This window comes from Psychrobacter sp. YP14, assembly GCF_003209315.1.
GTDB lineage: Bacteria > Pseudomonadota > Gammaproteobacteria > Pseudomonadales > Moraxellaceae > Psychrobacter > Psychrobacter raelei.
This window is the reverse complement of record NZ_CP029789.1, coordinates 998964-1012337: the sequence shown is the minus strand read 5'-3', so window position 1 is coordinate 1012337 and position 13374 is coordinate 998964. Positions and strand designations below refer to the sequence as shown.

10 protein-coding genes are annotated in these 13374 nt (G+C 46.7%); all 10 read right to left on the bottom strand.

Annotated features, from left to right (window positions below; all coding sequences use genetic code 11):
• Positions 1-132: 132 nt before the first annotated feature.
• Positions 133-1734: an ABC transporter permease gene (locus DLE54_RS04390; protein WP_011960143.1), complete on the bottom strand. Its 1602-nt coding sequence runs from the start codon at positions 1732-1734 to the stop codon at positions 133-135.
• A gap of 122 nt (positions 1735-1856) precedes the next feature.
• Complete coding sequence (locus DLE54_RS04385) at positions 1857-2975, bottom strand: extracellular solute-binding protein (protein WP_193564698.1); 1119 nt, start codon at positions 2973-2975, stop codon at positions 1857-1859.
• Positions 2976-3126: 151 nt separating this feature from the next.
• Positions 3127-4419, bottom strand: a complete 1293-nt coding sequence (locus DLE54_RS04380; protein WP_110816381.1) for an ABC transporter substrate-binding protein — start codon at positions 4417-4419, stop codon at positions 3127-3129.
• 124 nt (positions 4420-4543) lie between these two features.
• Positions 4544-5257, bottom strand: a complete 714-nt coding sequence (locus DLE54_RS04375; protein ID WP_110816380.1) for a 16S rRNA (uracil(1498)-N(3))-methyltransferase — start codon at positions 5255-5257, stop codon at positions 4544-4546.
• A complete protein-coding gene (locus DLE54_RS04370; protein WP_110816379.1) occupies positions 5254-6885 on the bottom strand; it encodes a 3-deoxy-D-manno-octulosonic acid transferase in 1632 nt (543 codons plus the stop codon). Before DLE54_RS04370 ends, DLE54_RS04375 begins: the two co-directional genes overlap by 4 nt.
• Positions 6886-6996: 111 nt before the next feature.
• Positions 6997-8766: a cardiolipin synthase gene (locus tag DLE54_RS04365; RefSeq protein ID WP_110816378.1), complete on the bottom strand. Its 1770-nt coding sequence runs from the start codon at positions 8764-8766 to the stop codon at positions 6997-6999.
• 91 nt (positions 8767-8857) lie between these two features.
• Entirely contained in the window at positions 8858-9997 is a 1140-nt protein-coding gene (locus DLE54_RS04360) for a DNA topoisomerase IB (RefSeq protein ID WP_227535520.1), read from the bottom strand.
• 217 nt (positions 9998-10214) lie between these two features.
• Positions 10215-10991, bottom strand: a complete 777-nt coding sequence (locus DLE54_RS04355; protein WP_011960136.1) for an SDR family NAD(P)-dependent oxidoreductase — start codon at positions 10989-10991, stop codon at positions 10215-10217.
• A gap of 94 nt (positions 10992-11085) precedes the next feature.
• Positions 11086-12750: an AMP-binding protein gene (locus DLE54_RS04350; protein ID WP_110816377.1), complete on the bottom strand. Its 1665-nt coding sequence runs from the start codon at positions 12748-12750 to the stop codon at positions 11086-11088.
• 249 nt (positions 12751-12999) lie between these two features.
• Positions 13000-13284 (bottom strand): pyrimidine/purine nucleoside phosphorylase, encoded by a 285-nt coding sequence (locus DLE54_RS04345; RefSeq protein WP_011960134.1) that lies wholly within the window; start codon positions 13282-13284, stop codon positions 13000-13002.
• Positions 13285-13374: the final 90 nt, after the last annotated feature.

The following is a 13374-nucleotide window of genomic DNA, read 5'->3' as shown; positions in this document are numbered from 1 at the left end:
ATCCACCGTTTTGCTTAGGCTATTTATCTTAATAAGAAGGTTGTCACACTAACAAGTTACTACTAAGACAGCTAACTTATTGATATTTGAAGAAATCAAGGCTTAGAGTCACCCAAGCTTTATGCCGCACTGCTAGGTTTTATCCGATTGACGAATTAACAAAATAACCGGAATCAATCCCACCAAGACGATGGTTAAGCTTGGCAATGCGGCCCGTTCATACATCCCCTCAGAGGTCATCTCAAAAACCCGCACTGCCAAAGTATCCCAGCCTTGGCGGCGTGTCATCAGCGTAATTGGCATCTCTTTGGTAACCTCAACAAACACCATAATCAGCGCAGTAAATACCCCAGGACTAATCACTGGTAAATATACCTGGCGCCAGCGTTGGAAGCGGTTGGTGGTCAATAGCTGTGCCGCCTGCTCTTGACTTGGCGTTAAGCGATTCAACTGGCGGTCTATCGGCTGAAAGCCTACCGTCATAAACCGGGTGGCCAAAGCGCATAGCATGACAATCACACTGCCACTGACCACTTGAGTGGTGGTAATGTGCTGGGCAATTAATAAATTATCTATCCAAGCAATGGGAATAAACACCCCCACTGCCAGTACCGTACCTGGCACGGCATAGCCCAAGTTAGCCAAAGATACCAACAGCTGATTGCTGCGGCTTGGGTATTGACGCAGCATCCAAGCTATCAATAGCGCAACTAACGCAATGGCGATGGCCGTAGCGCCTGCTATCACCAAGGTATTTTTGACAAAGCCCCAATAGCGCTCATCTAGATCTATGTGATAGTTTTTTATCACCCAGACGATAAGCTGAGTCATCGGCAAGCCAAAAGCCAAAATAAAGATAAGCAGGCTAAAGCCAAAGGCCCATAGATTACGCAGTCCGGTAAGCTCTTCACGCTGACGATGGCCAGCGCTGGGTAAATAGCTGCGTTTTTTTTGCCAATAGCGCTCGATTATCAAAATTAAAAACACAGTAATGATAAGCAAGGCGGCCAGCTGGGCAGCTGTGGTTAAGCTAAAGAAGCCAAACCAAGCTTTGTAAATGGCTGTAGTAAAGGTATCTAGATTAAATACTGAGACCGCACCAAAGTCGGCCAAAGTCTCCATCCACGTCAGCAGCAAACCACCCACAATCCAAGGCATGGCCTGTGGTAGTGCCACTTTAAAAAAGGCCTGTCTGCGGGTAAGTCCCAGCATTTGTCCGGCCTCTAATGCACGCTGGCCTTGGGATAAAAAGGCTTGCCGCGCCAGCAGATACACGTAAGGATAAAATACCAGTGATAAGATAATTCCGGCGCCCCAGACACTACGAATTTGTGCCCCAAGTGCGCCCGTTATATTCAGCTCTCTTAAAGTGGTCTGTAGCACGCCGCTATAATCAAAGAGCCCAACACTAACAAAGGCCAACACATAAGCAGGAATAGCAAAGGGTAGCATTAAAGCCCAGACAAAAAACTTCTGTCCGGTAAAGCGATACATGCTGGTCAGCCACGCCAAATAAGTACCTAAACTACCCGCAATCAACGTGACAAGTAATAAGATTAAGGCGGTGTTTTTGAGTACTTGTGGCAGTACATAATCTGCCAAATGCTTCCAGATATCAGCCATGGGCTCAAGCCAAGAGCGCATAACAATAAAGACAGGTATCAACATAAATAGCGAAACCAATACTAAGATTGATTTCGCTATTAAGGACCCTTTAGAGATAGTTGCTTTCATAAAACCCTATTGCCAAGCCCTAGGACAAGCGGTGAACACTGCCCTTTGACTTTAGCACTGATTTTGGTTTTCTCTCTAGCGCAGTGTCACAATCTTGCTACTATTTTAATGTCAATAATAGGTTATTCGTATCCTGCACGATCCATTAATTGAACCGCTTCAGCTTGACGCTGGCCAAAGATGCTCACATTGATGTCGTCTTGCTTGAAGCTGCCCCATGAGCGCAACATGTCTGACTCATCAATCCCTTCTTTTACTGGGAATTCTTTATCACTGCTGGCGTATTTGCCTTGGGCGGTATCTGATGATAACCACTCAATCAGCTTACGAGCGCCCTCTACGTTATCAGAGGATTTGATAATACCTGCACCCGATACGTTCACATGTGTACCAGTTGCTTCAGCGCCTTCCCCTTGGTTGGCCCAAAATAGTTTTACAGGGAAGCTTGGGTTTTCATCCAAGATACGGCCATAGTAGTAGCTATTTGCAATACCAACTTCACATTGACCGGCGGCAATGGCTTCTAACAGCTTGGTATCATTACTAAACACAGGGGCGGCTAAGTTTGCCACCCAGCCTTTCACAATTTCTTCGGTCTTTTGAGCGCCTAAATGCTCAATCATGCTGGCGACTAAAGACTGGTTATATACTTTTTTGGAGGTGCGAAGGCACAATTTGCCTTTCCATTTTGGATCAGCAAGATCTGCATAAGTAGATAAGTCGCTTGGGTTTACTTTGGCTGGATCATAAAAAATAGTACGTGCACGCAGGGAGAGACCAGTCCATAAGTCATCTACTGAATGGTATTTTGCAGGGACATTGCTGTTCACAACTTCAGAGTTTAGAGGCTGTAGTAGGCCTTGCTGCGCAGCTTGCCATAAGTTACCGGCATCTACAGTCAATAGCATATCGGCAGGGGTATTGGTGCTTTCTGCTTGCAAACGCGCCATAAGTGGGCCGCTGTCATCAGTCACAAGCTCTACGGGAATACCCGTTTCTTTAGTAAACTCATCTAATAAAGGCTGGATAAGCTGCTCATTGCGTGAGGAGTAAATGGTTACAGTTTTGGCGTCAGCAGTGGGTGCCACTTCTGCGCTGTTTTCGGTTTCAGTAGTTTGTGTTTGATCTGCAGGCTTATTACATCCAGTTAATGCCAATGCACCAATCACAGCTGCACTCAGTAATGAGTATTTTGTTACTCCTGAATGTGCTACTGCTGTTACTTGTCTATCTGTACCCATTTTGGCCTCTTTAGAGAATTGATTTTTAGTTTGGTCTAAACTGTGTTTGTTACAATCCTGTAATTAAACACAGATTGGCATCTTAATACAAATAGTAACAATTATCAATAACTAACCAATCTCATTTAAAACCTTATCCCATTGAGCCGCTTTACTCTACATTTTGCATCACTATAGGCGGCGTAGTACCCCCTGCTGCCTCAGATTGGGCAGCCTGTGTACGCTGTAAGGCAGCCTGTTTAGAAGCCTGGGTTAAATCGTTTTGTACCGCTGCTTCGGCCTCGCTATTGTCTTTGGTGCTAGCAGCAGCGCCGGCTTTATCTTCAAGCACCGGCTCAGGCTCCATTTTAAGCGGCTCAATTTTGCTGTGATTGGCAATAATGTCCGGCAACGCCGTGAGGTCTGGTTCAAACTCAGTCCACTCAGGACGCAGCGCCTGCATATTTATACTGTCATCCTTGATATCCACCACAGGAAAGGCACTGGTATAAAAAGCCAATAACGCTTGCCCGCGGTCACTGACCAACCACTCCATAAATCTCAATGCCTGACCCACCTCTTCACCCTCATCAATCATACCGATACTAATGGTATTAGTCAGGGTGCCGCGGTTAATTTGATTGGCCCACATTAAGCGAATGGGTGTGTCGGGATGGGTTTTGGCATGGTGCCAGAACACATCGCTGTCGACAATACCCACATCACAGCGGCCTTGCTCTATATTTTTTAAGATGTCCTCATTACTGGCTGAGGGGCGGCCCATATTGGTTTGCCAATTGGCCAAAATCTCTGGGGTCAGCTTCGTGCCCCGATACGACATCATCATTTTAGCAATGGCTTGGTTTTCTGGGCTATAAATATCGGTCATGCACAAGCGGCCGTACCATTTTTTTGCGGCAAGTCCAGCGTAGTTAATGAGCTCAGGCTCGTTCACCTTATTGCGGTTATACACCAAGGTTCTTGCATATTTGGCCACCCCAAACCAATGGCCTTGGGGGTCTTTATATTGCGCCGGCACTCGGGTGGTGAGCTTCTCTGATCCCACCGGTTGCAGCACATGACTGGCATTGGCATCGGCTAAGCTATAAGCGCTGTGCATCATTAGCATATCCACCCCTTTGGGCAGCTGCACATCGAAGTGTAACGGCGGCTCTTCATCAAAATGTATGGTGAATACTTGCCGATCCACAGGCACCCACTCGATACTAATGCCCGTCTCTTGTTTATAAGCATCGCTCAGCGGCTTGAGCATGGCTATATCAAGATCGGTACCTACCTGAAAGCGCTCTTGGCTCATCAGTGGCTGCTCTTTTTTATCTTGAGCAGTATCGGTGTCTGAGCGGCTCGAGCACCCTACCAGCCCAGTTAGGCTGACCGCAGCTACCATCAGCGCCAAGGTTGCTTTGGCAAAAATAGGAAGGCTGGCACGAACAGGGTTTAACATGGCTAAGACCTATGATTTTTTGGACAGTGGGGTGAAGATTTAAAACAAGGTTAAAATACTTAACCTGTAATAGGCCTAGCAGCTTACCTGTTTATCTATTAAAAGTATATGTGCGACAACGGCTTTAGAAGTAGCGGCCACATAACGCATTGACCGCTGCCTCAGTACGCAAGATGCGATCGCCTAAGTTTACGCTATGACAGCCATTATTGTGCAGCAGCTCAATTTCATATTCAATCCAGCCACCTTCTGCACCTATGCACAAAATTTGTGGCAAGCCATTGCGGTCACTCCAGTCGCTAAAGCTTGTCGCCGCATAAGGATGGGCCACCACTGCCTGCTGCGCTTGTGCCCAAAGGCTCAGCTCGTCTTCGACAAAGGGTTTAAAGCGTTTTTTTAGATAAATATTGGGTGGCACCGTGTCCATCCCTTGCTGCAGTCCCTCGTGAACAAACTCATCTAGGCGAGTTAACATCGGGCTTTGCCAGTAACTTTTATCGGTGCGATAGCTGTTTACCAGCACAATATCTCGCACACCAATAGCCGTCATATCCATAATCAGGCGGCGCAATACTTTGGGCCGAGGTAGCGCCAGTATGACAGTCAAATCCAGCTTAGCCGGCGGCGCAGTCGTTAACACCATATCAGTCAATATTATCTGATCAGAGCGCATCTCGCTAATGACAGCTGTCCCTATATTTCCGTGCTTTTGCCCCACCTTTAAATGATCACCAACACCCAGCTGTAGCACTTGGCGTATGTGCTGAATTTGAGCCGGATCACAAAGTACAGTCTGAGCGCTAGATGGCTCCGCTTGATCTAATAAAATTAGGTTCATAGCTCGCCACTGTCCACATCTCTGCCATCGCTGCGGGTACGTACTTTAAAGTAATCAAGGTCCAGCGGCTCTTGTTTAGGATCTGGCTTAGCAGATAAGGAAATTTGCTTTTTAATCAATAAGCTCTCTATCATAGCTAGCTGCTTTTGCATGGCATCGCTTTTTTTGGCCACCAGCTGCGCGCCTAGTTGGCCGGCCCGCTGTGCTTGCTCAGGATAGGCTAGCCACTGAAGCACAGCTTGCAGCAGCGTCGATTGCGGCGCCGGTGTTTGCCCCCCATCGCTGCCTTTAGTCGCTGATTGTTTATTACTGCGCTTTTGGGCATGGCCTTCAGCGGCGTCTACCACCACTAGGGCGCCAGCTGCGCTTAACTCACTCACCAATTCATGACACGACTGGGTATAAGGCCCCATGATAATGGGCTTGGCCAGACTGGCCGCTTCAATCGGATTATGACCACCGATATTGACCAAAGAGCCACCAACCAAGGCCACATCAGACAGCTCATAACAGTCACCCAGCTCCCCCATGGTATCAGCCAAATACACTTGAGTATCGGCATCAATCAGTTGCTGCTCACTGCGCCTGCGGTAGTTAAGTCCAGTCTGTTCAATCAGCTCAGCCACGGCATCAAAGCGCTCAGGATGGCGCGGCACTAAGATAAGTAAAGCGTTCTCCATATGCGGCTGAGTCAATAGCTGCTTATGGGCATTAAGCACGGCAGTCTCCTCGCCATCATGCGTACTGCCGGCTACCCAAATCGGCCGCTGTAGAGCCTGAGTATTTGCGGCAAATTCACTGCGCAGTTGATCTAGCGGTTTTGGCTGCATGGAGCCGGTCGACCATTTTAAGGAGTTGGCACGGCGGATTTTAACAACGTCAGTACCCAGATAACGAAAGCGCTTAGCGGAGTCGGCATCTTGAGCGATAATCATAGTTAAGTTGTGGACCATGCCCTTACTAACGGCAGCATGTTTGGCATAGTTATCATAAGATTTTTGGGATAAGCGGGCATTGACTAAGACTGACGGTATATTAGATTGCTTAAGAACCGCTAAAATATTGGCCCACAGCTCAGTCTCAACGAACATGGCCAAATCTGGCTTGGCATTATCCACAAACTTTTGGATCACAGCCTTGTCATCTACTGGCACAAAAGTGTGCACCACTTGACCGGCAGCTATTGCTTCAGCAAACAAGGCCTCAGTGCGGGCAAATCCAGTCTGTGTGGTATTGGTAATCCATAGCCTTGCACCTTGTTTGAGCATCTGCTTGAGCATAGGCGCAATGGTATTGGTCTCACCCAGTGACACGGCATGACACCAAATGAGAGTGTTATAAAAGGCAGAAGTGCGCTCACTGACCTCTGTGGCAGTGGCCAAACGCGGCGGCAGCGGGTAGCGGCGGCCATATCGAGCATCAATCTCGCTTTTGTAATCAGCCACAGGCAAACCTGTCTTAGTGGCTTTATTATGCCGACGCCACAGCGCTATCCTATACAGCGGCTTTAACAGCTTTATCACTAAACTATAATACCAAGGCGGCGATAAGGCCTGGCCATTTTGGCCAGCAGTTGCGTTTAAGGCGGAGGGTGGTTCAGAGGATGTTGTGGCATTTTTGTCTGGCATGATCGACCCAATATCACCTTATAAAAAGAAATAAAACCAATGGCGGAAAAAATAGGCGTTATTTTACCCCATTTAAAATGTTTAAAATAGCGATTGCTATCAATAATATATCTACAATAACGGGCTAAACAAACGTATGCCCGAATCAAATAAACGCTTATAAGTCGGCCGGCTCTCCCAGTGTGCCAGATCCAGCATCTCACACTGGGTCAAATACGCCTGCTGGCAGCGCACCACTTGTGCCACAATACTTGGGGTATAAAGCGCTAAGCTAATCTCCATATTCAGATAAAAGCTGCGCATGTCCATATTGACGGTGCCAAATAAGCAGTAGTCATCATCAATCACCACCGTCTTTGCATGCAACAAACCACCATTAAATAAGGCAATATTAACCCCAGCCTCCATCAAAATAGAGTACGACGCTTGTGAGGCATGCTGCACAAAAAACGAGTCGACCTTTTTGGGTAAAATTAAGGTCACCTCCACGCCTCGTTTTGCCGCGGTAGTTAACGCCGCTAACAGCGCCTCATCAGGGACAAAATAGGGGGTGGTAATTTGAATGCGTCGATCTGCGCGGTGAAACACAGTCAATAAGGTGTTATAAATCACATGCTCTGTAATGCGCGGCGCTGAAGGAATGAGCTGCGCCATGACATTATCTATTGCTGGCAAGTTGGCAATTTGCTGCATATAGCCTGCCAGCTTCTGCGGCAACCTCTCGTCTGCCCCCTCCTGTACTTTTTGATCAGAGGCCTTAAAGTCATGACCATATTCATCACTTAAGTTAAAAGAGGCGATTTGCCGCGATAGATAACCCGATGCCTTATCATTTATATCATTAATGGCCGGCTTGGGACGATACAGTTTGCGTGTATAAATATTAATATTGTTATCAATGCGCAAGCCAAGCTCTTTTAAATTAGTTAGGCTCTCAGCACCAATATCAGTCACATTCACTGCGGCCAAAGCGGTCACCACACTTACCGGTTTCTCACTTTCAATGCGCATAATTAAGTCAATCCACTGACCTACCGCCTTGTCTTGTTTAAAAAACTCAGGATCAACCAAGTTGAAGCTACCGGTATAGCCAATATCATCATCTATAACCACAATCTTGCGGTGATTGCGTAGGTCCGTACGTTTAAATAAGGTCTTAAATAACCCCACTGGCAGCGACTGATGGATGGTCACACCTGCTTGCGTTAGCCGCTTATGCCAGTCATCAGTAAAGAAGCTAAAACTGCCCACACTATCTGCTAATATCTGACACTCCACGCCTCTTTGTGCTGCGGCAATTAAAGCCTCAAAGACCTCTTGGACCCGGCCTTTGGGATAAATGATATAAAACTCCATCAAAATTAAGGTGGTGGCATGATTAATATCAGAAATTAGCGACTCAAACGTGGCCTGTGCTGAGGTCAGTAGCTGCATCTTGTGCTTATCATACACCCCAAATCCAGTATCAAAAGTACCAATACGACTGACTCCTTGATAGCGCTGCGGCAAAGTATCATCGACTTTGGCCAACTGAATCGCTTCACGTTTGGCGACAGCCTTTAGCATTTTTTGGGCTTGTGAGTTACGTGATTTATAGCTTTTGCCCAAATAGGGTTCACCCACCAAGACATAAGCAATAATACTCAAAAAAGGGATGGCAAATAACAATACCAACCACGCAATGGCAATCCCATTATTGCGCTGAGTAGATAAGATACGCACGATCATAAACACCGTTAGGGTGATATGAATAGCGACCCCAAGCCAAGCCCAGTCGCCCGCCGACACAGTCTGTAGCCACACAGATGCCGCCTCAAGCTCTTCGCTTAAAGCCGGATACGTGGAAGTCGATGTCGCAGGGACAAAAATAAAGCGAGTCATGGTCGAGTGTCTAAAAAATTAATGCCATTAAAAGAAGATGTACTGCGCTGATCTATAAGCGCCTAACTATTCAAGATTAAAGTGAGATAGATTACTCGTTTGTGGTTAACAATGCCAACACTGCTTTTTCATCAAGCGATTGATATTTTTTGCTACGGCCACGCCGCCCCTGCTTATAAGCGTCCATAAAGCTGTCTTGTAAAAAGTGCTCAATAATTTTGGGATGAATATAAGAGGCGCGCGAGACACTTGGCGTATTGCCCAAATTACGCGCCACCTCTTTAACCATATCAACCACCAATTGCTGACGCAGCTTACTGTCAGGCTCACTTGCCAGCACCTCATCATCGGCATACTCATATAGATAAGCGGCCGCCAGCACCGTCGCCATCCAAGTGCGGAAGTCTTTAGCGCTATACTCATAACCAGTATGGGTACGCAGATACTCATTGATATCACCGCTCTCGACCACCTGCTTCTCACCAGCTTCATCGATATATTTAAAAATACGATAGCCTGGTAAATCAGAACACGCCTGAACAATGTCAACTAAACGCTCATCTTGCAGCTCAATATGATGCGCTTTAGAGCTTTTTCCGACAAAGTCAAAAGCAAGCCCCTCCTCAGTCTCAGTGACATGACGGCTGCGCAAAGTGCTCAGACCATAGCTGTTGTTTTGCTTAGCATAGCGGTCATTGCCGATACGAATTAAGGTGGTTTCAAGTAGTTTTACTACCGCCGCCAATACGTTAGCACGACTAAGCGCTGGCGCCGCAAGATCTTGCTCAACTTGTGCGCGCAGCTTAGGCAGCACGTTACCAAATCCCATTACCGCATCAAACTTGGCCATATCGCGTACCTGATTCCACTGCTCGTGATATAAATACTGTTTACGACCTTTCTCGTCACGGCCTGTACATTGCAGGTGCCCATCCTCATACTCACAAATCCACACCTCAGACCACATGGGCGGGATGGCCAAAGCATCAAAACGGCTGCGTAGTGATGGGTCTTTTACCGTATTGCCCAGCGCATCTTTATAAGTAAAGCCTTTGGCCCAGCGTTTGCGAGTGAAGCCAGGCTGCTCATCACTGACATAACGTAACGCCGCCTGCTTGGCCAGCGCTTCATAATCATGACGCAAGTCAGAGTTTGGCTGCTTGTGTTTTGGTTGAGTGGCCTGTTTCACTGTATCAGCTTTTGGCGGTTGCAAGGACGGCGTAGCGGACATATACAACTCCTGTCAGATTATAAAGCTATAAGTTATAAGTTATAAAAAGCGACTACCATTTTAAATAGCACAAGCCGCTTAAAACAGTAGCCGGTGGCAGTGAATCTGTTACTTGGTGTAAGTGAACCCCTCAACACACAAAAAAAGCCGCCTTCGGTTAAGAAGACAGCTTATTATCGACACTGGGCTAATTTTAGACGCTCATTATCATCGCCTATTAGGTCATACGAATGGCACCATCAAGACGAATTACCTCACCATTAAGGTAGGCATTTTCAATAATATGAGCGACCAAATTGGCGTACTCTGCAGGCATGCCCAAACGTTTGGGATAAGGTACGCTTGCTTTAAGCTGCTCTTGCGCCTTTTCTGGTAAACCTGCCATCATGGGGGTTTCAAAAATACCTGGTGCAATGGTCATTACACGAATACCATGGCGAGTCAGCTCACGTGCCAAAGGCAGGGTCAAGCCCACTACTCCAGATTTTGAGGAGGCATAGCTGCCTTGTCCCACTTGGCCATCAAAGGCGGCGATAGATGCGGTATTGATAATAATACCTTGATCTTCATTGTTAGGACCGCCGCTGGCCGCCACTCGTTTGGCAATACTTGCTGCCACTAAGCGCGCCACATTAAAGCTACCGATCAAATTGACCTGAACCCCTTTGTTAAACTGCTCAAGGTCAGCAGGGTTGTTATCACGATCAAGCAGCTTTTGAACGATAGCGATACCAGCACAGTTGATACTGCCAGCTAGCCCGCCAAACTCTTTTTCGGCAGTCTGTACGGCATGCTCCACATCTTCACTTTTTGTAATATCACAGGCCACAAAGCGCACACTGTCACCAAGCTCGCTAACCAGTGCCTCACCGGCTTGTGCATTTAGATCTGCAACAACCACTTTGGCACCGCGTTGGACCAATTCACGTGTGGTGGCCGCACCCAATCCTGAAGCGCCGCCGGTTACGATAAAAGCTTGTGATGCAATCTTCATTTAAAATCCTTTTTTATGGTTAAATTATGAGTTATTACTCGAACAAACAGTCAAACAACTTTAGCATTTATTTAAACAGGTTTAGTCATATTTATCAATTTGATTGACGCAATAAAAAACGCTGTATTTTGCCACTGGGTGTTTTCGGCAATGCCGTCACAAACTCCACATAACGCGGATAAGCATGAGCTGACAGCCGCTTTTGTACCAAAGACTTTATTTGATTGACCAAATCTTCTGAGCCATCAATGCCCTCTTTTAACACCACATAAGATTTGATGACATGGCCACGCATCTCATCCGGAACTCCCACAGCAGCCGATTCTGCCACAGCTTCGTGCTCCATCACACAGTTTTCCACATCGGTGGGCCCAATGCGGTAGCCTGCGGTAATGATAATATCATCATCACGACCGGCAAACCAGAACGTGCCATCTTGATGACGCTCAACCACATCACCAGTCAAATAATAGTCATCGAAAAAGGCCTGTTTTTCATTCCAGCTGTAGCCATTAAAATAAAAGGCTGGCGACTGACTAACCACCACTGCCAATTGCCCTTGCACCCCATCTTCTACCGGTTGCATATCGGCATCTAATACCACCAGTTTATGTCCTGGTAGTGGCATTCCCATGCTGCCTGTGGGCGCCTCATGCTGCAACGCATGATGCATGCAGCAGGTCATACCCGTCTCAGTCTGACCATACTGATCGCAGACCTTGCAGCCTAGGTTTTCGCTCACCCAGCCCACCACTTCGGTATTGAGTGTCTCACCTGCTGAATTGGCCACACGTAACGACAATTGGTCCGCCACACCTTCAAAGACCCCACTGGATTTCATCATTCTAAATGCAGTTGGCGAGGAAGCTATGTTGCTAATTTTATGTCGGACTAGGAAATCAAGGGTGTTCTGGGCATCAAAACCCATCTCATTAAAGTAAGTGGTAATGCCCATCAATAACGGACCGGTAATGGCATAATACAAGCCATAAGCCCAGCCAGGATCGGCCATGTTCCAGTAGTGGTCTGTTTGTTGCAGGTCAATGGCATAGCGCATGTACAGATAAAAAGTTGGCAAAGCGGCCAAAGGCACACTAACGCCTTTTGACTTGCCCACAGTACCTGAGGTAAACATTTGTAAAAATGGCGCATCGGGGGTCAGTAGTACCGGCTCACACACCTCAGAATACTGCTCGGCTTTGGCAAAGATATCATCGCTGTAACCACTAGCATCCGCGGCGGCTTGCGCTTCAATCAACACCATCGTAGGCAAGTTTTCAATCTCATCAAATTTTGAGCGGTTGTCCAAATTGGTAAATACCACCTTGGTGTCCGCTTTATCGAGTCGATAAGCGATAGACTCCACCCCAAAGGCGGTGAATAGAGGCTGATAAATTGCCCCGACACGCCAGGTGGCCAACACCACAATAAGCAGCTCTGGGGTGCGCGGTAGCATGGTCGCTACTCTATCACCAGCTTTGACGCCATAGGCTTTGAGCAAGTTGGCCACTTGGGCGCTTCTTTGATCTAGCTCATTGAAGCTAAGCTGAGTAATTTTTTGCTTAGTATCTTCATGTACCAAGGCCACTTTATCACCTAAGCCATTACGCACATGCCTGCCGCAGCATGCCAAATAAGCATTCAGCGCGTCCTCAGGATGATCTTGGAATATTTGTTTTAGTAGGTCTTGTTGGTCAAACTGCTGATAAAATTCAGCGTAACTGATAGAGTTCAGTGATGTGGGGGTAGTAAGTGACATGTCGCTATTCCTTTAGCATCTTCTAGCATGCCCTATATTGGGCGCTGGGGGATAAGAGTTAAGTTAACATCCTATTAACCTGTCTATTATTAACCGATTTGCCTTTTTATTTCAATACAAAATGTATCATTAATACAAAGCAGTCAATATGCCTGATACATACCAAACAAAAAAGCAGCAAACTTAGGTCTGCTGCTTTGCTATTTTTATCTTTTTTTATCTTTTTTTATCTTTAGTTACCGCGGCTTCTTATTTGCCATAAGTACACAGATAAGCGCTCTCAACCGCAACTTTTACCTGAAACTTCTGATTGGCATCAATGGTAAAGCTTTGACCGGCGTCATAAGTCACAAACTCATCTGAGCCTGGCAGCTTTACGGTTAATGCACCGCTGACGACTGTCATGGTTTCAAACTCGCTGGTACCAAACTCATATTCACCAATTTCCATCACGCCGACAGTGGCAGGCTTTGTCTCGGTTTGAAAGGCAATTGAGGTGACTTTGTTGTCAAAATATTGATTAACGCTTGGCATAGATTATCCTTAGATTTAAAAATTGAAGGGCAATGACACCAAAGTGTTATAGCAGGATTTACAGGGTCTTGGCAACACCCATCGATGATA